Origin of the sequence: Gluconobacter frateurii, assembly GCF_002723955.1 — a bacterium.
Taxonomy (GTDB): domain Bacteria; phylum Pseudomonadota; class Alphaproteobacteria; order Acetobacterales; family Acetobacteraceae; genus Gluconobacter; species Gluconobacter frateurii.
Genome location: NZ_BEWN01000004.1, coordinates 57,836 through 79,750, shown reverse-complemented (window position 1 = coordinate 79,750; position 21,915 = coordinate 57,836). Strand labels below are relative to the sequence as shown.

General features: G+C 56.5%; 20 protein-coding genes, 1 tRNA gene and 1 other RNA gene. 17 read left to right on the top strand and 5 right to left on the bottom strand.

Translation table 11 applies throughout. The features are described 5' to 3' along the window. The first annotated feature begins 151 nt into the window (after positions 1 to 151). Entirely contained in the window at positions 152 to 1,432 is a 1,281-nt protein-coding gene (locus GFR01_RS11215; protein WP_099182553.1) for a hypothetical protein, read from the top strand. 473 nt (positions 1,433 to 1,905) lie between these two features. Next, positions 1,906 to 2,562 carry a DUF2971 domain-containing protein gene (locus GFR01_RS15495; RefSeq protein WP_102856504.1) on the top strand — a complete coding sequence of 219 codons (657 nt, stop codon included), beginning with the start codon at positions 1,906 to 1,908 and terminating at the stop codon, positions 2,560 to 2,562. Between the two features lie 1,009 nt (positions 2,563 to 3,571). Here the strand turns inward: GFR01_RS15495 and GFR01_RS11200 are convergent. Further along, positions 3,572 to 3,745 carry a DNA-binding protein gene (locus tag GFR01_RS11200; protein ID WP_099182552.1) on the bottom strand — a complete coding sequence of 58 codons (174 nt, stop codon included), beginning with the start codon at positions 3,743 to 3,745 and terminating at the stop codon, positions 3,572 to 3,574. Positions 3,746 to 4,245: 500 nt separating this feature from the next. Continuing rightward, positions 4,246 to 4,335, bottom strand: a tRNA-Ser gene (locus GFR01_RS11195). Positions 4,336 to 4,618: 283 nt separating this feature from the next. Between GFR01_RS11195 and rplU the strand changes: the two genes are divergently transcribed. The 4 genes from rplU (at position 4,619) to proB (ending at position 7,450) form a co-directional block, all read left to right on the top strand. Beyond that, positions 4,619 to 4,933, top strand: coding sequence for a 50S ribosomal protein L21 (gene rplU, locus GFR01_RS11185; RefSeq protein ID WP_099182551.1), 315 nt, complete (start codon positions 4,619 to 4,621; stop codon positions 4,931 to 4,933). A gap of 28 nt (positions 4,934 to 4,961) precedes the next feature. Beyond that, positions 4,962 to 5,228: a 50S ribosomal protein L27 gene (gene rpmA, locus GFR01_RS11180; protein ID WP_007283551.1), complete on the top strand. Its 267-nt coding sequence runs from the start codon at positions 4,962 to 4,964 to the stop codon at positions 5,226 to 5,228. 78 nt (positions 5,229 to 5,306) lie between these two features. Beyond that, positions 5,307 to 6,317, top strand: coding sequence for a GTPase ObgE (gene obgE, locus GFR01_RS11175; RefSeq protein ID WP_023942804.1), 1,011 nt, complete (start codon positions 5,307 to 5,309; stop codon positions 6,315 to 6,317). Beyond that, positions 6,314 to 7,450, top strand: coding sequence for a glutamate 5-kinase (gene proB / locus GFR01_RS11170; RefSeq protein WP_099182550.1), 1,137 nt, complete (start codon positions 6,314 to 6,316; stop codon positions 7,448 to 7,450). The genes obgE and proB overlap by 4 nt, the downstream gene beginning before the upstream one ends. 16 nt (positions 7,451 to 7,466) lie before the next feature. Here the strand turns inward: proB and GFR01_RS11165 are convergent, their stop codons facing one another. Then, positions 7,467 to 8,048, bottom strand: coding sequence for a chromosomal replication initiator protein DnaA (locus GFR01_RS11165; RefSeq protein ID WP_063905598.1), 582 nt, complete (start codon positions 8,046 to 8,048; stop codon positions 7,467 to 7,469). Between the two features lie 49 nt (positions 8,049 to 8,097). Next, positions 8,098 to 8,364, bottom strand: coding sequence for a DUF2312 domain-containing protein (locus GFR01_RS11160; protein ID WP_007283547.1), 267 nt, complete (start codon positions 8,362 to 8,364; stop codon positions 8,098 to 8,100). A 269-nt stretch (positions 8,365 to 8,633) separates the two neighbouring features. Here GFR01_RS11160 and zwf point away from each other — a divergent pair, with 269 nt between their 5' ends. Both zwf and GFR01_RS11150 read left to right on the top strand, forming a co-directional pair. Continuing rightward, positions 8,634 to 10,103 (top strand): glucose-6-phosphate dehydrogenase, encoded by a 1,470-nt coding sequence (gene zwf, locus GFR01_RS11155; protein WP_099182549.1) that lies wholly within the window; start codon positions 8,634 to 8,636, stop codon positions 10,101 to 10,103. Between the two features lie 84 nt (positions 10,104 to 10,187). After that, positions 10,188 to 10,568 (top strand): hypothetical protein, encoded by a 381-nt coding sequence (locus tag GFR01_RS11150; RefSeq protein WP_082872800.1) that lies wholly within the window; start codon positions 10,188 to 10,190, stop codon positions 10,566 to 10,568. Between the two features lie 13 nt (positions 10,569 to 10,581). Here the strand turns inward: GFR01_RS11150 and GFR01_RS11145 are convergent, their stop codons facing one another. Further along, positions 10,582 to 11,577, bottom strand: a complete 996-nt coding sequence (locus GFR01_RS11145; protein ID WP_099182548.1) for an alpha/beta hydrolase — start codon at positions 11,575 to 11,577, stop codon at positions 10,582 to 10,584. A gap of 74 nt (positions 11,578 to 11,651) precedes the next feature. On the opposite strand from GFR01_RS11145, the gene rnpB reads away from it, so the two are divergent. The 9 genes from rnpB (at position 11,652) to murD (ending at position 21,913) form a co-directional block, all read left to right on the top strand. After that, positions 11,652 to 12,054, top strand: an RNA gene (gene rnpB / locus GFR01_RS11140) — RNase P RNA component class A. 286 nt (positions 12,055 to 12,340) lie between these two features. Then, positions 12,341 to 12,811: a division/cell wall cluster transcriptional repressor MraZ gene (gene mraZ, locus GFR01_RS11135; RefSeq protein WP_010503946.1), complete on the top strand. Its 471-nt coding sequence runs from the start codon at positions 12,341 to 12,343 to the stop codon at positions 12,809 to 12,811. Further along, the gene (gene rsmH, locus GFR01_RS11130; RefSeq protein ID WP_099182547.1) at positions 12,808 to 13,779 is read left to right on the top strand and encodes a 16S rRNA (cytosine(1402)-N(4))-methyltransferase RsmH; all 972 of its coding nucleotides are present in this window, start codon (positions 12,808 to 12,810) and stop codon (positions 13,777 to 13,779) included. The genes mraZ and rsmH overlap by 4 nt, the downstream gene beginning before the upstream one ends. After that, positions 13,776 to 14,591 carry a cell division protein FtsL gene (gene ftsL, locus GFR01_RS11125; protein ID WP_099182546.1) on the top strand — a complete coding sequence of 272 codons (816 nt, stop codon included), beginning with the start codon at positions 13,776 to 13,778 and terminating at the stop codon, positions 14,589 to 14,591. The genes rsmH and ftsL overlap by 4 nt, the downstream gene beginning before the upstream one ends. 84 nt (positions 14,592 to 14,675) lie before the next feature. After that, entirely contained in the window at positions 14,676 to 16,646 is a 1,971-nt protein-coding gene (locus GFR01_RS11120) for a peptidoglycan D,D-transpeptidase FtsI family protein (RefSeq protein ID WP_099182545.1), read from the top strand. Positions 16,647 to 16,654: 8 nt separating this feature from the next. Then, entirely contained in the window at positions 16,655 to 18,106 is a 1,452-nt protein-coding gene (locus GFR01_RS11115) for a UDP-N-acetylmuramoyl-L-alanyl-D-glutamate--2,6-diaminopimelate ligase (RefSeq protein ID WP_099182544.1), read from the top strand. Beyond that, positions 18,103 to 19,479, top strand: a complete 1,377-nt coding sequence (locus GFR01_RS11110) for a UDP-N-acetylmuramoyl-tripeptide--D-alanyl-D-alanine ligase (RefSeq protein ID WP_099182543.1) — start codon at positions 18,103 to 18,105, stop codon at positions 19,477 to 19,479. The genes GFR01_RS11115 and GFR01_RS11110 overlap by 4 nt, the downstream gene beginning before the upstream one ends. Continuing rightward, the gene (gene mraY / locus GFR01_RS11105) at positions 19,479 to 20,570 is read left to right on the top strand and encodes a phospho-N-acetylmuramoyl-pentapeptide-transferase (protein ID WP_007283537.1); all 1,092 of its coding nucleotides are present in this window, start codon (positions 19,479 to 19,481) and stop codon (positions 20,568 to 20,570) included. Before GFR01_RS11110 ends, mraY begins: the two co-directional genes overlap by 1 nt. Next, complete coding sequence (murD, locus tag GFR01_RS11100; protein ID WP_099182542.1) at positions 20,567 to 21,913, top strand: UDP-N-acetylmuramoyl-L-alanine--D-glutamate ligase; 1,347 nt, start codon at positions 20,567 to 20,569, stop codon at positions 21,911 to 21,913. Before mraY ends, murD begins: the two co-directional genes overlap by 4 nt. The last annotated feature ends 2 nt before the right edge of the window (positions 21,914 to 21,915 follow it).

Genomic DNA, 21,915 nt, shown 5'->3' with positions numbered 1-21,915 from the left:
TGTGGGTCTAGGAGCACATCTGGCCGATTATGAGTGCGAGGCTATCGTCGATGCGGACTGGTGAGGTCGACTTGTCGCAGCCGGTAGTTAAGTACCTCTTGAACCCTGACGACCGTGCCCCGCATATACACATTTCGAGGACTATCGCGTAATGCCCCTATTTTCGGTCGATATCTTCACGAAGGATCGACACCACCGCTTAGATTTCCACGTTTGTGGCGAGTCTGACATCGTAGCGTTCTTCGGTATCTTTGGGACGGTTCAGGATGGCAAAATAAACACCGAGGCGGTCCAGCGCGCCACCCCAGTGCTGAAAACCGCCATCGCTAACTTTTGTGCCGAGCGGCGCGCACACGCCCCGCAGCTTGGTGCGTTCATTAAGCTAATTGGGGGGCTCGCCGACGATGAAGGATTTGTTGTTGTTCCGGCGAGGGAGTGGACATCGGCGCAGATTAGCGTCTTCGAGATGTTGGTCGGGTGGTCGAATGGTACGGTGAAGGAGGAGGATATCACCAAACATGAGCAGTTGTTTGGTGGGCTTTTGAGCAAATATAATTGCTGTGTAGCTCGTACTGATCGGCGCACGCAGGTCGGCAACGCACAGATTGAGCGGCGCACCTGTCGGTTCTGTCGACGTTCCAGGGCGGATGGGGCCAAATTCGTGAAACAAGCGCATGCAATCTCGCGCGCACTTGGGAACATTCATTTGACACTCGCAGACGAGTGTGACGATTGCAACGAGTTCTTCGGCAATGAGTTGGAGCCGCACCTTCTTGAATTTCTCAAAATCCAGCGTGCTTTCCTTGGAATTACTGGCCGCGCCGGAAACCTTCGCATAGAAAGTCATGGAGGCACGATCCTCAACGATGGCGAGAAAATGGTTGTCGCCGTGCCGAGAGAGAAGCTTCGTAACGAAGACGGCGTGGTCACGATTGATTTGGCTGGTGATTTGCCCATCATACCGGAACGCTGTTACCGCACATTAGCGAAGTTTGTGCTTTCGATCATTCCCGAGGACAACTTGGTTCACCTCACTCGGACTATAGATTGGGTGCGTAACGGAGTAGTGCCGTCTCCAGTCCGCGCCCTTCTACCAGTGCAGGCTGCAATCGTACCGCTTCCGCCAAATTCGTCTGCACAACTGACGGTCTACATCCGAAAGGACGAGAAGTCGCCGCTCCCGCACATCGTGGGTGAATTTCGGCTAGGTTGTTTTCTATTCGTTTTCCATCTTCCTTTCTCTGACAGGGATGTGAAAGAGCCAGATTTTATTGGAAGTCCAGTCTTTGACGATGTTTTCCAGCATTACGGAAATGTTGGGAGTTGGCGACCATACGCTTTCGATAGCAGGGAACCTTTCCAAGGCCCTATGGTAATAAGACTTATCCCCAATCCGAACTCGCCCCCGGCCGCCGACTCACCTTCAGCATAGACTGAAGAGGTGAACTACTTGAAGCGATCGGAAACGTCTGCTTCTGACTGTTTCCACTCGGAAAGCAGACTGCTCGGTTCCCCCCCCCCCCTGAACTGCCTGTCCGTTCAGTGACGCAGGAGCAGACAGGCGGCAGTCGCCTACATCTCAGACGTAGTATGCCTCGAGTACACTCCGCATAACGGACCGACGACGAGAAGCTCGATAGCGAAATGAAGCTCGGGAGGGGCAGGTCGAGATGACTATTCTTAAGAAGCTTCACGGGAATCTGAACGCGGCATAGCGTGCTAGAGATATGAAGCTGCCACTCTTCAGCATGTAAATTAGAAATGATAATAGGAACAAAATATGTCCTCTTCCCTTCCTCAATATTTATATAAATATAGTCGTCCGAATGAGGACCGTTTGCTCTCTGGTATTAAAAACGAAACAGTTTGGGCGGAAAACCCAAATGATTTCAATGATCCTTTTGATTGCGCTCCTTTTATAGAAAAAAACTAGATAATAAAACACTTGGTGATATTTATGATAATACGAAAAAAGATAAAAAAGGACAGATAAGGAAAAATAAAATTCATAATAGGGCTAATTTCATAAAGAACTTACGAAAAGAATTATATAGGAAAACAGATGAGGAAATTATTTCCGAATGGAAATGTGGTATAGAAGGAATTGGAATATTTTGTCTTTCCGAATGTAATTCGAATATTCTTATGTGGTCACATTACGCTGAAAATCACAAAGGAGTTTGCTTAGAATATTCTATAAAAGAAACGCCTTCTAATATGTTGGAGAAAGTAGAATATACTGATATTAGACCAAAATTCGAACCGTTCGGCTTTATCCCTCAATACAAGGTTGATAAAAAAGTCGATCTAATGAGAGATATTTTAAGTAAAAAAGCAGAAACATGGAGTTACGAGAAAGAATGGAGATATTTTGTCAAAATAAATAATGGCAAAAGATTAGTGAAATTTCTACAAGGAACTATAACGAAAGTTTTTTTTGGGGACGAATCTGAAGAAAGATTTGAAGAAAGCTTAAAATCCAAAATAAGAGAGTTCAATAAAAGTATTGAGTTTTATAAATTCTCACTTAAAAAAGATGAGTATATTATAAATTGCGATTAAAACCTCTCGATTTTTGTGCTACGAAAAATCCGTCTTAGCTCGGAGTTTGACAGACGCAATTGCAGCCTGATCGGATGTTCTAGACGCCTCAGCACACTTCCATCCAGAAATGGATCGAAACAACAGACGTAGTCTGGTGAAAATAGGCTGATGATGTCCGCTGTCTCATCTGAACAGCGGACATTCCGTTTACCCCCCATAGCTGACAACTTGGGGGTGTCAGATTTGCTTCTACGGCGCCCCCTAGCGTGCTGCTTTCCACTGTGCCTCAAAGGGGCTTCACCTGTGATGCCATCGGGGCTTGTTTCGGTCTCGCGATGGAAAATCAGGGGGTGCTATCCAACGCCGGGCCTGAGCAGTGCGATGCTGTGTCCAACCAAGATCCCTCAAAGCGCGAGCAACATCGCGCTGCTCATCGGATCGGATTGGTCTTTTATAAAAGAGAACGTGCTCTGCAATCACATTGAGTGGCAGACCTGCCTTCCGGTATTCGTCATAAACCTGGATCATCCGGCCTGATGTCAGCTGCGGAAGAAGGTCATCCAGTGTCAATGCATCAGACCAGAAGGATGTCCAAGCGAACAGCAATTCCATGAGTGCATCTGTCTGTGCCCAAAAGTGCGGGCCCCTATTATCGAATGGGGCTGTCGCAGTGTCAGCCTCTCTATGATTTCATCTATTTTTCTGTCCGAGAAATTTGGGCTTTCAAAATAAACGCGGGACCACCTTGCGCCGATATCACGCGGCAAAGAGCGCTCGATGGCTTTGGAAATGTCTAACAGTGACCAACTGCCCTGCGGGTGATCAGGATCTGTATAAGTTCCATCCGTGGGGCCTCTGAAGACATTCGTGAGAAGCCAGTAGAAAAAATCCTGGGCAACATTTTTGACTTCGAGGGAGCCCCAGGGAGCGTCCCAAGAGAATTCTATTTCAGCGACATCAAACATCTGGGCGACTTTCAGCATTGAAGCGGGATTTGCGGGGATCTGGCCCTGAAGGGGCGAGATGACTAGAAATCCGACCTCAAGCGCACTGGCGCAGGTGCCTGAAAGCCGACATCGTCGCGACGGACGAGATGCTCGACGTCGCGTAGCCGAAAGAGCGTCCGGCGTGGTCCGATCTTGTAGCGCTGCAGAACTCCAGCCGCGACATACCGATCAATTGTGGAGAGAGAGAGAGACACAGAGCCGTATCGCAGCTTCGCGACGGCTTATGAAAAAGTCATCCGAAAGACGACTTGATAGTATAGAATCCATGACACGCTTATCCAACCATGCCCCTTGCAGGGCTCACGATGACACCGGTTTCGCTGGTTTTTTGGGCGTTCAAGATTCTGCAAAATTGCTGCTTCGATCAGAGGCAGGTCGTGCACTTCCCTTGTGGAAGTCTTCTGTAACGTGGCGTCAACTAACGAGAGAACGTTAGCTGAACACGGGCGACGATTTCAAGAAATTTCTGAGCGAATTTTTGCGGAGTGCTGCTTCAGTCTCGGCCTCAGATTATCTGGATGCCTCGGGGAATGACAGGATTTCAGTTAGCAGGTCGCGTCGATAAATTTACAGGACGACGCATATCGCGTCCGGACGCTGCACGATGAAGCATTTTTTAAGATGGGGCCCAAGGCGGGATGAATTTTGATAAATCAGATAACTCTCTGAAAAATCTGGGAATTTTTGATTTATCTGGCGGAGAGGGTGGGATTCGAACCCACGGTACCCGCGAAGGCACAACGGTTTTCGAGACCGCCCCAATCGACCACTCTGGCACCTCTCCGTACAGCCTGCGTAAACAGGCCTGATCGATGGAGCGGCTTATGGCGAGGTTTTCAGGACATTGCAAGAGGGCTCGGCCAAGTACCTTGAAAAAAGCATGCTTGAAGCGCCTCACTATGCTGTTTTTGATTGACGCAAAGGCTGCTGGCCTGTATCGACCCGCCTGTTCTGTCCGTCTTTCATAGATATGACAGGAACCAACGATAAGAAGCGACTGGGTTGCGCCAGATCGGGAATACCCCGGCAAAAGCAGCCACGAGATCGGAACAGCGAGAGTTTCCAGAATGTTTGCAGTCATCCGCACGGGCGGAAAACAGTATCGTGTTGCTCCCGAGAGCATCCTGAAGGTTGAGAAGCTTGAGGCGGAAGCCGGCAGCACCGTGACCTTCTCCGACGTCCTGATGGTCGGCTGCGAAGGCAGCGTCACCGTTGGCGCACCTCTGGTTGCAGGCGCAACCGTGACGGCCACCGTGGTCGCACAGGATCGTCTGGCCAAGGTCATCATCTTCAAGAAGCGTCGCCGTCAGAACAGCCGTCGCAAGAACGGCCACCGTCAGCACGTCACCGTGCTGCGCATCGACGCGATCAACGCGGCCTGATAGCCCGCACCAGGAAGGATAAACAGCCATGGCACAAAAAAAGGCAGGCGGTTCCAGTCGTAACGGGCGCGATAGCGCCGGTCGCCGTCTCGGCGTCAAGAAGTTCGGCGGCGAGAGCGTTCTGGCAGGCAACATCATTGTCCGTCAGCGTGGAACCAAGATGAAGGCTGGCAGCAATGTCGGCGTTGGTCGCGATCACACCCTGTTCGCCCTCGTGGACGGACATGTGAAGTTCCAGCGTCGCGCCGAAGGCCGCGTCCACGTTTCCGTGGCGCTGCCGGAAGCCGCCGAATAAGTCACCGCGCCCCAAGCGCGAGCGGAAGGGCCGGTCCTCTCTTAGGGCCGGCCTTTTTCATATGTTGCGGATAATACGATGAAATTTCTCGACCAGGCCAAGATCTATGTACGTTCCGGCGATGGCGGTGACGGCGTGATCGCCTTCCGTCGGGAAAAGTACATCGAATTCGGCGGCCCTGACGGCGGCAATGGCGGGCGCGGCGGCGACGTGCTTTTTCGCGCAGTCCCTGCCCTCAACACGCTGATCGATTTCCGGTACACCCAGCATTTCAAGGCCCGCAAGGGCGGAAATGGTGCTGGCTCTGATCGTACTGGTGCCGCTGCGGATAATGTCATCATTGACGTCCCCGTCGGTACACAGATCTTCGATGAAGATCGCGAAACCCTCCTCGCGGATCTGGACGAAGCCGGTAAGGAAATTCTCCTTTGCCGAGGCGGTGACGGTGGCCGTGGTAACGCCCATTACAAAACCAGCACCAACCGTGCGCCACGCCGTGCCGACAAGGGTTGGCCGGGCGAAGAGCGCTGGGTCTGGCTGCGCCTGAAACTTATTGCGGATGTTGGCCTTGTTGGCCTCCCGAATGCAGGCAAATCGACGCTGCTCTCCGTAGCATCGCGTGCACGCCCGAAGATTGCGGACTACCCGTTCACGACGCTGCATCCGCAGCTAGGTGTCGTGCGCCTGAACACGACGGAAGAATTCGTCATCGCGGACATTCCCGGTCTGATCGAGGGTGCCAGTGAAGGCGCCGGTCTGGGTGATCGCTTCCTGGGTCACGTCGAACGATGCGCAACACTGCTTCATCTGATTGATGGAACAGAATCGCAGATCGTAAAGCACTGGCGCCTGATTCGGCATGAGCTTGAAGCTTATGATCCGGGCCTTGCCGCGAAGCCGGAAATCATTGTGCTCAACAAGTGCGACTCTCTGACAGCCGAACAGAAATCGGCCAAGAAGCGTGCCCTCGCCAAAGCTTCTGGCGCCGAAGTACTGACGCTCTCTGGCGTGACTGGAGAGGGGCTGCCCGAGCTACTCCGGCTGCTTCAGGATCGCGTCAATGCTGCGAAGGAAAGCAAACAGGCATGACATCCCCGGCCGCTGCCCCTCACCTGGCGCAGTCGCGCCGGATTGTCATCAAGATTGGTAGCGCTCTTCTGGTTGATAGCGCACAGGCAACGCTGCGGACGGACTGGCTCCGTAGCGTTTGCGAAGACATCGCCAATCTGCGGAAAGCGGGTACGGAAGTTGTTGTTGTTTCATCTGGAGCGATTTCGCTTGCCCGTCATCAGCTCGGTCTGATGAACCGTCGACTTCGGCTCGACGAAAAGCAGGCTCTCGCCACAGTTGGACAGATCGGCCTGGCTCAGGGATGGAGCACGGCGTTAGGCGAACATGGCCTCGTTGCCGGCCAGCTTCTTCTTACGCCGGATGACACCGAGAGCCGGGAACGGCATCTCAATGCCCGAGCCACCCTTCAGACACTGCTCGATCTCGGATGCATTCCCGTCATCAATGAAAATGATGCGATTGCCACATCCGAAATCCGGTTTGGCGATAACGACCGCCTTGGCGCGCGCGTGGCGCAGATGATCGAGGCGGACTGTCTAGTACTTTTGTCGGATATTGACGGCCTCTATACTGCTGATCCGCGCACAGACCCCCATGCACGCCATATTCCTGTGATTGAACAGGTCACCGATGAGATCATGGCGATGGGTGGTGAGCCTCCGCCGGGATACTCATCCGGAGGCATGCGGACCAAGCTCATGGCGGCACGCATTGCTAACCGCGCTGGTGCGGCCATGGTCATTGCAGCAGGTCAGACGCAGAATCCTCTTCAGAGGCTCTTGGATGGCGGCCTGTGCACATGGTTCCTCCCCCAGACCGATACCGGTTCGGCACGCAAGAGATGGATAGGCAGCAGCCTGCACCCCAAAGGGGCACTCATTGTTGATAACGGCGCCAGACAGGCTCTGGTTGTTGGCGCCTCTCTGTTGCCTGCTGGCGTTACGGCCATTGATGGGTATTTCGAGCGTGGCGACCTCGTGCTCATCAAGGATGAGAGTGGCAACACAATCGGCCGGGGGCTGCCGTCTTACAATGCTGACGAATGCCGCAAGCTGGTGGGCCATCGTTCAGCAGAAATGGAACAGCTTCTGGGCTACAGGGGCCGGGATGTTCTGATCCACCGAGACGATCTCGCTCTGGATCAGCACTGATCGTCATAACAGTGCTTTAGCCCCTTGGCGGCCAGCGGAGCTTTGGTTCGGCGCGGCGACGGAATGTTTCTTCGTCGTCATTGCGGGTTGCTACAGAACGCGGTGCGAGTTCTTCACGCTCACGGTTACCCGTTTGCGGACGCTCATCTTCCCAAGGCGCACGAGACCAGCTTTTCGCTGGCTCCTGCTTTTTAACGGCACGACGCAGAACCTCTGGATCAGCAGCCATCGGGCCATCCTCGTATGTCGGGCCGTCGGCACGGACAACTGCTGCGGGCTCGAAATAATCTGCCGTCTTTGACGGTGCAGGCTCCCCAGAGCGCATCTTCTCTGGTGTAGAGCGCAGAGGCGCACGCAGGGTGCCCTCTACGCTCTGGCCTGACGCCACCGTCCTGTCTGAAGGAGGTGCGGTCAGGCGAAGCGTGAGAGACTGCAATTCAGCGCGCAGCTCCGCGATCTGGAATTCCAGTTCCTGCAACCTTGGCTTCACGCCGAAGACCGCAAATGGCATGCACAGCAACGCCAGCCCAAACAGACCGGCTATGATCAGGAGACACATCATTGCCCAGGTGGGCAGCCATGAAATATCGGACATCATGTTCCGGTCCGGATGTTAGGGAAGTCTGACGATGCTGAGTTAATCCAGATTACATGCCCAGAGCACGACGATAAATGTCGAGGAGGGTTTCCTGTTCTTCCACCTCGGCAGGCTCCTGCTTACGCAGTTTAATGATCTGCTTGATCACCTTCACGTCAAACCCGGCAGACTTGGCTTCGGAGAAAATATCCTTGATGTCCCCTGCCAGAGCCTTACGTTCTTCTTCCAGACGCTCAACCCGCTCGATGATGGAGCGCAGGCGGTCGGCAGCAATGCCACCCGTTGCGGCGCCTTCGATTTTGCTTTCTGCGTCCATGTTCGATTTCCTTTTTCAGGCATAAGTCCAGGGTGCCGCAAAGATGCGATACCAGCCGCGCGGCTTATCGCGCCGGGGCTTGGGAGGTCAACGGATTTATGCGCACATTTAGGGAACGCACGCGTTTCCGTGATGTATCCTCCCGATGTCGTGCATGCCCGTTCCCTTGACAGGAAGCCCCCCAAAGCGGAACTAGACCGTGCCTGCAAAGGTCTGAACCCTAAACCCTTTTCCCCGACAATCCGGGTTCGAGAGGTCAGAGAGCACTCATGGAACACGTCCAGCAGGTCGAGCCATTCGACTATGTTATCTTTGGCGCCACCGGCGATCTCACGATGCGCAAGCTTCTGCCTGCGCTTTATAACCGTCTCCGTATGGGGCAGATTCCTGATGATGCCCGCATCATCGGGACGGCCCGTACGGATATCGACCGGGAGGGCTACGTTGCCCGCGCCAGAGAGGCGCTGGAACGCTTCATACCCGATGATGTCCGGTCACCGGTCCTTGTAGACCGTTTTCTGGGCCTTATACACTACGTCACACTTGATGGTACCCGAGCCGACAGTCAGTGGGGAGATCTCTCCGCCGTTCTGTCCGAAGCTCCGGCTGACCGCATCCGTGTCTACTATTTTGCTACCGCGCCGCAGCTTTATGGAAGCATCTGCGAGAACCTGCACAGCCATGGTCTCGTAACGCCTCACTCACGCGTGGTTCTGGAAAAGCCGATCGGCACGGATATGGCGACCGCCACAGCCATTAATGATGGTGTGGGTCAGTATTTCCCGGAGAGCCAGATCTACCGCATCGATCATTATCTTGGGAAAGAGACGGTCCAGAACGTTCTGGCACTTCGCTTTGCCAATCCGATCATGAATGCAATCTGGTCAGGCGAGCAGATTGAAAGCGTGCAGATCACCGCTGCCGAGACCGTTGGTGTAGAGGGGCGCGCATCCTACTACGACACGTCCGGCGCAATGCGGGACATGATCCAGAACCACCTTCTTCAGGTTCTGTGTCTTGTCGCGATGGAAGCACCGGACTCCCTGGAAGCCGACACGGTTCGCAATGCGAAACTGGCAGTTCTGAACGCGCTGCGTCCCATCACCGATGAAACGGTTGCAGCCGAGACCGTCCGTGGCCAGTACACGGCAGGTGTTGTCGGAGGCCAGAGCGTCCCCGGCTATCTGGAAGAACTGGGTCAGCCGAGCAACACGGAAACCTATGCTGCTGTTCGTGCCTGGGTTGATACGCCACGCTGGAAGGGCGTGCCGTTCTACATCCGCACCGCCAAGCGTTCCGCCCGCAAGGTCAGCGAGATCGTCATCCGTTTCCGGTCTGCTCCGACTACGCTTTTTGGGTCGGCACCCGCAGGAAACGTTCTGGTGATCCGCGTTCAGCCCAATGAAGGCATCGAGCTTCATTTAAACGTCAAAAATCCTGCGCTGGACGCATACACCCTGCGAACTGCGGATCTGGATACAACGATCCGGATGGAGGGAGGTCTTCCCTTCCCTGATTCTTATGAGCGCCTTCTGCTTGACGCGGTACGGGGCAATCCGGTTCTCTTCATCCGTCGCGACGAGGTCGAAGCGGCATGGCGCTGGGCTGAGCCTGTTCTCAAAGCCTGGAGCGAGAACAAGGTGCCGATGCAGACTTACAGTGCCGGTTCGTACGGACCGGAGACGTCTGCGGAAATGCTCGCTGAACGTGGCGACAAATGGCACGAAGACATGGAGTAAACGCTTTTGACTGACAACGCGAACGCAAAGCCCCGTTTTTCACGGGGCACACGGCGTCCGCCCCGTACACTCAAACAGCACCTGATGCGCCGGCTCCTGATTGTGGTGCCGGCGTTTCTGTTGATGTTCGTGATCGTTCGTACCGGACTTCTGGATTTTTCCTACGACAAGTTCACGTTCAACAAGCTGAGCTGGTTCGACAATACAGCCCTTGTGGAACATCTCCGCCTCGTCGTGACCAATGACGGCCTGACGGACATGCCCAAAAAGTGCCTGGTGTTCGTCGTGAATGGTACTGCTGCGGATAATAACCCGGTTATTGACGTTCTGGGACGGCACGGAAACGGTTGCCCGGGCGACAAGCCTTCAGCCGACAAGCTGTTCAGCGTGAAAGTGGATCGCAGCGAACGGACGCTCCAAACCGATGCAGGGACACCCGGTTCCTTCCGTCAGCTTCAACCCTGACAAAACCAGACTTTCAGGAAGATCGTGATCCGGCCTTCCTGAAAGCTTCCCGCAAAAATTCTCCGCCTTCCCGCAATGCTGTCCGACCGTCCCTGAACAAGGCATAACCGTTCAGGAAGCCGTGAATCATGCGCGGGAACCGTCGATACCGAACCGCTACACCTCCGTCTCGGAGAAGACGGGCGTAGAGCTCCCCCTCGCCTCTCAGCGGATCGAATCCGGCGGTTACGATCATCGCAGGCGGAAGATCCCTGAAGGTCTCGGCAAAGACAGGCGAGAACTCCGGATCGAACAGGTCCTCCGGGGATGCAAGCGTCTGACCGCAATACCAGTGGAGCAACTCCGTCGTGAGCATATAGCCTTGGCCGTATGCCTGCCGGGACGGTGGAATGATGGGGCCACTGACTGCCGGGTAATAAAGAAGCTGGGCAGACAAAGTGATATCAGGGTCAGTCCGACTCCAGTGCGTAAGCGCGGCTGAGAGGTTTCCACCAGCACTGTCCCCCGCCACTGCAATCGGAAGATCGGGCGCAACAACCTGCCGGAGCCATTTGAGGGCTCCCTGTGCGTCTCTCAGGCCAGCCGGAAAACGATGCTCAGGGGCAAGGCGGTAGTCGAGTGACAAAATCATCGCGCCCGATGTTGCGGCCAGTCGGCAGCAGATGCCGTGGTGGGATGTTGTGTCACAATGAACGAATCCTCCGCCATGCAGGAACAGCACGACTCCAGTGACTTTCCCCCTTGGGCGATAGAGCCGTGCAGGTCGCTCCCCGACTTCACCAGGGACCTTGATCTCGATCCACTTGCGAATTCGAAGGGAAGACAGACATTCAGGGAAGCTGGGGCGCCCGGTGATGCGCCGGATCTGGGCGAGCGCGGCGGCTGACGGCATAGGCGCAGGAATATCCGGGATCACATCGACAGGCACTGAACGGGAGACTATCCCCCGCCGCCGGGCCTGCCATTCCAGCCAGAAAAGAAAGATCCGCAGAGCAAAAGTTGGTTGCATTCCAGCACCATGGCGACAAATGAACCGAAAGTCTGCCCTTGACCCGCACTCGCTCCCGGCGCAAGGTCCGCCCGCCAGACGGCTGGACGATCGCTGTGACCGGGATGAGGATCCCTGTCATGGAGGAAAGTCCGGGCTCCATGGGAAAACGGTACCGGCTAACAGCCGGCGGGGGCGACCCTAGGGACAGTGCCACAGAAAACAGACCGCCCGCCGGACTGTTCCTTCTGGAACATGTTGCGGGTAAGGGCGAAACGGTGCGGTAAAAGCGCACCGCGATTCCGGCAACGGCGTCGGTCACGGTAAACCCTACCGGGAGCAAAACCGAATAGGAACGGCAGGCTGTCGCAAGATGGCCGGGAGCGTCTCACTCCGTCGTTCGGGTTGGTTGCGTGAGGCATGCAGCAATGTATGTCCCAGAGGAATGATCGTCCCGCCTTTGGCGGACAGAACCCGGCTTACAGGCCGTCTGGCACCTCTGATCAAAACCGTTCTCCAATACTCGCCAGAAGAGATATTGTGAGAACATAAAGAGAACAAATAGCGGCAGGTATAGATCTCGCCCGGCGATTATCCCTGATAATTCCTAATAAATAGCAAAAAATCGCGTCACAATTCCCGCATTGAAAATAGCCGCAGTTTTCTGCCGTTTTTCGCAGATATGTGTTTGACGTCCCATAAAATCCCATGGTATCCCAAGAAAGAACAGAGAAATACCTGAACACCTTGCGCGGGTCCTGAAGTGAAGGGAGGCACATCATCAATGAGCATGTTCCTCGGCACGCATCAGAACCGCTTTGACGCCAAGGGACGTGTTTCCATTCCGGCTCCTTTCCGATCCGCTCTCAGAACACAGGCACAGCCTGGTGAGGCCTTGGTGATTCTTCGTCCATCGCATCTGCATCCCTGCATCGAGGCCTGGACATCCGCTGCTTTCGCCTCTCTGGCTCAGCCGCTCGACGAGTACGATCCGTTCTCCGAAGATCACGATGACCTTGCTGCCAGCCTGTATGCGGATGCCTACCCACTGGACAGCGACAAGGAAGGCCGGATCATTCTTCCCGATGTCCTGCGTACGCATGCCTCGCTAACAGACGAAGTCTCCTTCATGGGACTGGGGCGCGTTTTCCAGATTTGGAATCCGGAAGCCGCCGCAGAGCGCCGTCTCCAGGCACGCGCACGGGCGAAAGAACTGACAGGCAGCCGCAGACCGGCCAACGGAGTTGCGGCATGAACGCGATTACCCTCGTCCATCAGGGGCATGTCCCCGTCATGCTAAAGGAAGTGCTTGAGGCGCTTTCCCCCCGCGATGGTGGCCGCTATCTGGACGGCACTTTTGGCGGTGGTGGTTATGCCCGCGCTATTCTGAACAGTGCGGACTGCACGCTTCACGGTATTGATCGTGATCCCACGGCCATTGCCCGCGGCGAGGCCATGGCTCAACAGGCCAATGGCCGCCTGATCATGCATCAGGGAACATTCGGGAACATGGAAGAGCTCGTCGGTCAGGATGGTCCATTTGACGGGATCGTTCTGGACCTGGGCGTATCGTCGTTTCAGATCGATCAGGCAGAGCGCGGGTTTTCCTTCCGCAATGATGGTCCACTGGACATGCGGATGGGAACTGACGGACCATCTGCCGCTGACCTCGTTAATTCCATGAAGGAAGGCGATCTGGCAGATGTTCTTTATCGCTACGGCGAAGAGAAGCTGTCCCGCCGTATTGCCCGCGCCATTGTTGCCGCGCGCGCCGAAGAGCCGATCACGACAACAGGCCGTCTGGCTCATATCGTGCGCTCCTGCGTTCCCAAAGATCGCTCCAAGATCGACCCTGCCACCCGCAGCTTTCAGGGCCTTCGCATTGCCGTGAACGATGAGCTTGGCGAACTTGAACGCGCGCTGGAAGCTGCCCCTCGTCTTCTGGCTCCCGGCGGTGTGTTTGTCGTCGTGACGTTCCATTCCCTTGAAGATCGTCTGGCAAAGCGTGCCATGGCGGAACTGGCTGGCCGTACCGCCAACCCGTCCCGCTATGATCCGGCCCCTGTCCGGAAAGAGCCGCCGGCTTTTTCTCTTCTCCATTCCCGCCCCCTGCCTGCCACGGAAGAGGAAGCGCGGGAAAACCCCAGAGCAAGAAGCGCACGTCTGCGCGCCCTGGTTCGTAATTCCGCCCCACAACCGTCCGCCTCAGGAAACCGAGCATGATCCGGCCCTTCACCATCGCCTGCGCTGTCCTCGCCGCAGGGTCTGGCCTGTTTCTCTACACCAAGAAACATGAGACGACGGTCCTTGACCAGAAGATCACCAAGATCGTGCAGGAGACGCAGAAGGTCCGCTCGCAGACGGCCATGCTGCGGACGGAGTGGGCGCTTCTCAATCAGCCGGATCGCCTGAATACGCTGGCAGCCCGCTTCGTTCCCGATCTGCATCCTATGGCGCCTGATCAGTTTGTTCGCATGGCGAGCGTGGAAGCGCGCCTTCCAGCTCCTGGATCGCGCGCTGCTGCGATTGATCCGCGTGAAGGTCTGCATGAAGTTGTGAACCGCGCCGCAACCGAAGCCCACCTTCCGCTGCCCGCAACGCCGGTTGTGCGCCCTGCCGCACCCGTTACGCATGCCCCTGTCATTGCAGCAGTTACGCCACAGCCTCTTCCGACAACGCCGCATGTCATGACGGCCAAGGCTATCCCACCACATGCGGCTCATCCGCACGCGGACCGGATCGTTCACTCTCCGGACGCCGAACTGGCGTCTGTTGCAACGACGCGTCCCGTTGCTCCTCACCTGAGCACGGCACGTTCGGACGTGACACCTAGCGTTCGGCTTGTAAGCTACCGTGGAACACGCCCGACGCCTGTCGTTGCAACAGCCTGGCATAGCCAGCCTGCGCATCAGGTCAGGGAAGCTTCCCTGACGCGGGTTGCTGAAGAAGAGCGCCCGCGCATCCATCATCATGCCAGTTCTGCACTGGGAAATGACGGAGACGCATTGCCCCCGCCGGTTCCGTTGGCTAACTGAGACCCTTCTCTCTTGTTAACTGCTCGTTAAGTATTTTCCGGATAGCTTCGGGCGAGCACCTTACATAGGACGCAACGCCGCACGATGCCTCAGGACGTGCCACCCCCATCAGGTTCGCGTCGCGCAGCGCGCCAGAAAAAACGGGCGGAGCAGCGCGGCTCGCAGGCAACGGGACCAAAGCCTTCATCCCGTCGTCTGAACCTTGACCAGATGCATGGCCGCCTTCTGGTGGCTGGCATGGGGTTTCTTGCGATCTATGGTGCTGTCGCTCTTAAGGCGACCTTTGCAACCGTCCTGATGCCCATGGAGCCGGAAAAGCGCCAGATCGCCCCTCAGGTTCCGGAAATTCCCAAGAGTGATCCGCGCGGTGAGATGGCTGGCGATTTCGTTCTGCCATCCGTCAAGCGTGCAACCATCACGGATCGAAACGGCCAGGCTCTGGCTCTCTCCCTTCCCGTGGCGCAGGTCTATGCCAATCCGATGGAGCTGATTGATCCGGAGGATGCGACGAAGAAGCTGAAAACCGTTCTGCCGAAACTGGATGAGGCGGAAACAGTCCGTCGCCTCTCACTGAAAAAGCAGTTCGTCTACATTGCCCGCGATATTTCTCCGGTGCAGGAAATCGCGATCAACAATCTTGGTATTCCTGGCATCTATTTTGAGGCTGGCGAGCGCCGTCACTATCCTCTTGGCCGGACCGCTGCCCAGATCATGGGAAGCGTAGATATTGACGACCATGGCATTGCTGGCGTCGAACGCTTTTTCGATCAACGCCTGAATTCGGACCGTACGCCGCTTCGGCTGTCTCTTGATGTTCGTGTTCAAGCCGTTGCACATGATGAACTTGCGGCTGCCAAGGACGAGTTCTCGGCTATTGGTGCCTCAGCGATTGTCATGGATGTTCGGACCGGCGAGATCCTCGCCATGGTCAGCCTGCCTGACTATGACGCCAACGACTTCAACCATGCACCGAATGATGCCCGTTTTAACCGTGCTGTGACGGGCATGTACGAGCCGGGCTCGACATTCAAGCTTCAGACCGCTGCCATGGGTCTCCAGCTTGGCGTTGTACATATCTGGGATCGTTTCTCGACCATTCCCATCCGGGTCGGACGCTTCACCATCCGTGACATGAAGACCGATCATTTTGCGCCCTGGCTGTCTCTGCCCGGCGTTCTGGCATACTCGTCAAACCCGGCTGCGGCCCATATCGCTCTGGATGTCGGTGCTCAACGCCAGCAGGACTGGCTGCGCAACATGGGCTTTTTCAATCGTGTTCCGGTCGAACTGCCCGAAGCCGGGCGCCCCCTTGTGCCCGCATCAAAGAACTGGGGTATTTCAACCGTCATGACTGTCGGCTTTGGTCATGGTGTTGCCGAACCGCCTCTGGCCATTGTCCGCGGAACCGCAGCGACCGTGAATGGCGGTATCCTTCTCAAGCCGACACTTGTAGCGCGCGACCAGCAGGATGAGGCGCAAACTCCAGAAGCCAAAGTGCGTCCCGTCGCCTACAAACCGGATGAGACGGATAATGGCGATGACATTGGCGCACAGACCCCGGTGGGAACACGGGTTCTGTCAGAGAAGACCTCTGCATTGCTTCGCAAACTGCTTCGTCTCGACGTCACACTTGGAAGCGGCAAGTCGGCTGAAGTTCCGGGTTACTATGTTGGCGGCAAGACAGGTACGGCGGAAAAGATCGGTGCCCATGGCGGCTATTTGAAGCACGTCAACGTTTCGGCCTTCACCAGCGTCTTCCCGATGAACAACCCGCATTATGCGGTCTATGTCATGCTCGACAGCCCGCAGGGAACCGCCGCGACCCATGGCTGGACCACAGCCGCATGGAACGCCGCGCCGACCGTGAAAAAAATCATCTCACGTGTTGGGCCAATTCTGAACCAGTTCCCGGACACGGCCAACAAAGACGCGATTGAAGCGTCTCTCGCCATTCCCATGAATCCGTCTGTGCCAGCGGGCTATCGTGCCCTCGGTCCCGGAAATGATCCCGGTGATCCGCGCAATCAGGCGCATTCTCCCAAGACACAGCACTGAGCCTGCCCATGCGTCTCTCTGAACTTCTCCGGCAGAATGGTTCCGTTCTGTCGCCTTCCGTCGACCCTGAAATTCTGACTGTGACAGCAGACAGCAGACAGGTTCGACCAGGCACACTGTTTTTCGCCCTAAGGGGTGCGAAACAGGACGGAGCAGCGTTTATTCCTCAGGCTATTGCAAATGGTGCTGTCGCTATCATTGCAGATCATCCCGCTGAAGCAGACGTCCCGGTTCTATTGACGCCTGACGCCAAACGTCTGCTTGCACTGACGGCGGCAACACTTGCAGGCCCGCAGCCATCCTGCATCGCAGCAGTCACCGGAACGAACGGCAAGAGCAGCACGGCTGAGTTTCTGCGTCAGATCTGGACTCTTCAGGGTCTCAAGGCTGCAAGCCTTGGCACGCTGGGGCTGATTGCGAATGTCGATGTTCCGCCTCCGCCTTCATTGACAACACCCGATCCGGTCTCACTGGCAGCCACCCTGGCGTCGCTGGCTCAGCACGGTGTGGATCATGTCGCCCTTGAAGCGTCGTCTCATGGTCTGGAGCAGCACCGGCTGGATGGTGTCAGGCTCAATGCCGCCGGGTTCTCAAACCTGACGCGGGACCATTTGGATTATCACGGCACTCTTGAGGCCTATCGGGCCGCAAAACTGCGTCTGTTCGAAGATCTTCTGCCTGCCAACGGGATTGCGGCCATTAATGCCGACATGGACGCGGACACGTTGAACGCACTGCACGCTATCGCAGCACAACGCGGCATGACGCTTCGGACGACAGGCAAAACGGGACAGACCCTCCGTCTTCTGGAGACACGCCCAACACCGACGGGCCAGATTGTGCGCTTCTCTCTCTATGGCAAAGATTTGCCGGAAATGACGCTTGGTCTGCCAGGGCTGTTCCAGGCCGACAATGCGATGCTGGCTGCGGCGATGTGCTGGCAGACAGAAGACGACGCACATGGTCTTGTGGATCTGCTCCCACAGTTAACGGGTGTGCGTGGACGCTGCGAGCGTGCCGTTGAACTGTCCAATGGTGCCGCAGCGTATGTAGATTACGCCCATACGCCTGATGCTCTGGAACGCGTTCTGGCAAGCCTTCGCCCGCATACAGAAGGCCGTCTGGTCGTGGTCTTTGGGGCCGGTGGCGATCGGGATCGTGGCAAGCGTCCGCTCATGGGCGAAGTTGCGGCCCGCATGGCCGATGTGGCGATTGTCACAGACGATAATCCACGCACGGAAGAACCGCAGAGCATTCGCGCTGCCATTCATGCAGCCTGCCCGGATGCACTGGAAATCGGTGATCGCCGGTCTGCGATTGCAGCCGGTTTGGAGGCCCTTAAGCCCGGTGACATTCTGGTCGTCGCGGGCAAAGGTCATGAACAGGGGCAGATTGTTGGCCAGACGGTTCTTCCGTTTGATGATCGCAGCGTGATCCGTGAACTGGCAGGTGCCGCATGAGCATTCTCTGGACCAGTCAAGAACTTCGTGACGCTACACAGGGCACGCTTGCAGCCGATGTCAGCGCGACGGGTATTTCTATCGATACACGCACCCTGAAGCCCGGCGATCTGTTTATTGCCCTCAAAGGCGAAACCAGCGATGGCCATGGACACATTGCTCAGGCCCTGGAAGCCGGCGCTGCATGCGTCATGGTTCATGACACGCAGGGTTCGACAGATCCTCGCCTGCTGATCGTCGCGGATACGATGAGGGGTCTTGAGGCCCTGGGGCGTTACGCGCGTGACCGTTTTGACGGAAAGGTCATTGCCGTTACGGGAAGTGTGGGGAAGACCACCACGAAAGACATGTTGCGTACGGCATTGTCAGCTCTTGGTCCAACACATGCGGCCGTCGCGTCCTACAACAACCACTGGGGTGTCCCTCTGACGCTCGCCCGTCTGCCACGGGACGCACGGTTCTGCGTCAGTGAAGTTGGCATGAACCATGTCGGCGAAATTGCGCCTCTGGCCGCGCAAGTGCATCCGGATGTGGCGATCATCACCACGATTGGGACGGCGCATCTCGGCCATATGGGAAGTGTGGAAGAAATCGCGCGCGAAAAGGCTACGCTCTTTGGTTCTTTGACTGCGAATGGCACGGCCATCGTTCCCGACGATGCGATCGGGCAGGATTTGTTCCGTGCGGCACTCCCGGCCCATGCGAAGCTCTGGCACAGTGGTCTTTCTGCAACCTCGGAAATCCGGCTCACAGGTCTTGTCTGCACGGCAGATGGAAGTGACTTTGTCCTGACGCTTCCGGACGTTGGAGACATAAGCGTTCATCTAAATGCGCCGGGTCGCCATCTTGCGCGGAATGCGGCACTAGCTCTGGGCGCCGTTGATGCGCTTGGGGAGGACGTTTCCAAAGCGTCTCATGCTCTTGCGGATTTTGTTCCGGGTGCCGGGCGCGGTCAGATGCGTGCAGTGCTCAATGGTGTTCAGTTGCTTGATGAGAGCTACAATGCCTCCACGACCAGTATCCGCTCGACGCTGGAAACACTTGCCCTGCTGCCCGCAAAGCGCCGCATCGCTGCTTTAGGCGATATCCGCGAGCTTGGTGCGTTTGCGGATGCCGAGCATCGCTCTCTGGCAGATGCTGTGGTGGCTGCGAACGCGATTGCTTTCTGCTGTGGCGAGCATATGCACGCCCTTTACGACGCTCTGCCTGAAGCTCTCCGCGGCGCTTACGCACCGGACTCACGTTCGCTCGCCCCTCTCCTTCTCAACGCCCTCCGGCCCGGCGATCTTCTGCTTGTCAAAGGCAGCCTGGGTAGCCGGATGCGCGATGTCATCGCCGCTCTCGATAACGCTTCCAACCCGGTTTCTGCCTGATGCTCTTCAATCTTGTTGCCTCACATGCCTCGTCGCATGGGGGCTTCTTCAACCTTTTCCATTATCTGACATTCCGTTCCGGATGTGCCTGCCTGACGGCACTGGTGATCTCGCTTGCGCTCGGCAATCCGTTCATCGCGCAACTCAAGCGGATCCAGCGCGAAGGCCAGCCTATCCGGGCACTTGGCCCTGAACGTCATATTCTGGAAAAGGCGGGCACGCCGACTATGGGCGGGATGTTGATCCTGATTGCCCTGTTTTCAGCCACACTTCTCTGGGCAGATCTGACAAACGGTTTCGTCTGGGCAGTCATGCTGACGACTGCGGCTTTCGGAGCAGTCGGGTTTGCGGACGATTACCTGAAACTTTCCAAGCGCAACACACAGGGCGTTTCAAAGCGGATGCGGTTGGGCTGTGAATTTGCGGCGTCCCTGATTGCTGGCATCTGGCTCCAGCATCTGACGCCACCGGAAATTCGCAACGCCGTAGCCTTTCCCTTTGTGAAGGATATCCTTCTGCCGCTGGGTTATGCCTTCCCGCTCTTTGCCATGATTACGATTACGGGTTTCGGCAATGCCGTGAACTTCACGGATGGTCTGGATGGGCTCGCCATCGTTCCCGTTGTGATCGCTGCACTGGTTTTTGCGCTGATCGCCTATCTGGTTGGCAACCACGTCTTTGCGGATTACCTCCAGCTTCATCCGGTTCCAGGCACTGGCGAACTAGCGGTTTTCTGTGCCGCACTGATTGGCGCCGGGCTTGGCTTCCTATGGTTCAATGCGCCTCCAGCAGCCGTTTTCATGGGCGATACAGGCTCCCTTTCACTTGGCGGAGCGCTGGGCGCCATTGCCGTCGCCGTCAAGCATGAGCTTGTTCTGTGCATCGTTGGTGGCCTGTTCGTGGCGGAGACGCTGTCCGTCGTCATTCAGGTGTTCTGGTACAAACGCACCGGACGACGTGTGTTCCTGATGGCTCCGCTGCATCATCACTTCGAAAAGAAGGGCTGGCAGGAGCCGAAGATCGTCGTACGGTTCTGGATTGTCTCCATTGTTCTGGGGCTGTGTGGTCTGGCCACGCTGAAACTGAGATGAACGGATTTCCGACAGATCTTCTTGCAGGTGAGCGATACGCCGTCTGCGGTCTCGGCCGTAACGGTGCAGCCGTGGTTGATGCGCTTCTGGGGATGGGGGCCGAGGCTCAGGCGTGGGATGATCGCAACCCTGTCCTTCCACCTCATGACCGCCTGACGCTCGCTCCTCTGACGGATCTGTCGGGTATGACAGCCCTCGTGCTGTCACCGGGTATTCCTCATATTCTTCCGACCCCGCACCCCGTTGCCGAACTGGCGCGCGCGCAAAATATTCAGATCCTGTCCGATGCAGAGTTGCTCTATCGCGCAGTCAGAAAAGCCGGCTCACAAGCACGTTTTGCCGCCATAACCGGTACGAACGGAAAATCCACAACAACGGCCCTTTTGGCCCATCTGCTCCAGTCCGCCGGAGTGCCTTGCGCAGCGGGTGGCAATCTGGGAACGGCCTCCCTCGCCCTTCCCCTGCTTCCTGATCAGGGCGTCTATGTCATCGAGATGTCGTCCTACATGCTGGAACGGCTCGACAGTTTCCATGCCTCAACAGCTTGCCTGCTGAACATCACGCCTGATCACCTGGATCGTCATGGCGATATGGATGGGTACGCCGCCGCCAAAGCCCATGTCTTTGACAATATGACGTCAGATGATCTGGCTGCCATCGGGCAGGATGATCCCTGGTGCCAGAAAATCGCTGAGGAGCTTACAGCACAAGGCGTACCAGTCACGTTCCTCGACCCTGAGGCGGTACCTGAATTTGTGGGGGATGCTCTTCCGGGCCGACATAATCTTCAGAACGTTTCTGCAGCCTGGGCTATGGCGCGCCATCTTGGACTGAATGACGACGCGGTCCGCAAGGGGCTAGCGTCCTTCCCCGGCCTCGAACACAGACTTCAGAAAATCGCCGAACGCGATGGTGTAGCTTTCATCAATGACAGCAAGGCCACCAACGCAGAAGCTGCGTCCAAAGCGCTCGGGTCTTATGATCGAGTCATGTGGATTGCAGGCGGAACAGCCAAGGCAGGCGGCATCGACATGTTGGTCCCGTGGTTTGACCGGATTGCGCAGGCGTTCCTGATCGGTCGGGATGCGGGCATTCTGGCAGAAACACTCAAGGCTCATGACGTGCCTTTCACGGTGAGCGAAACGTTGGATCTCGCCGTCCCCGCGGCGTTCGAAGCGGCTTTGGCGGAAGGCGTGAAAACCGTTCTGCTCTCGCCATCCTGTGCAAGTTTTGATCAGTTTCGCAGTTTTGAGGATCGTGGGTCACACTTTCTCCAGATTTGCGATAATATTGTGAAATCAGGCCATTCGGGCGAAATGCTCACAACAGAACAGGAAGGGTGACG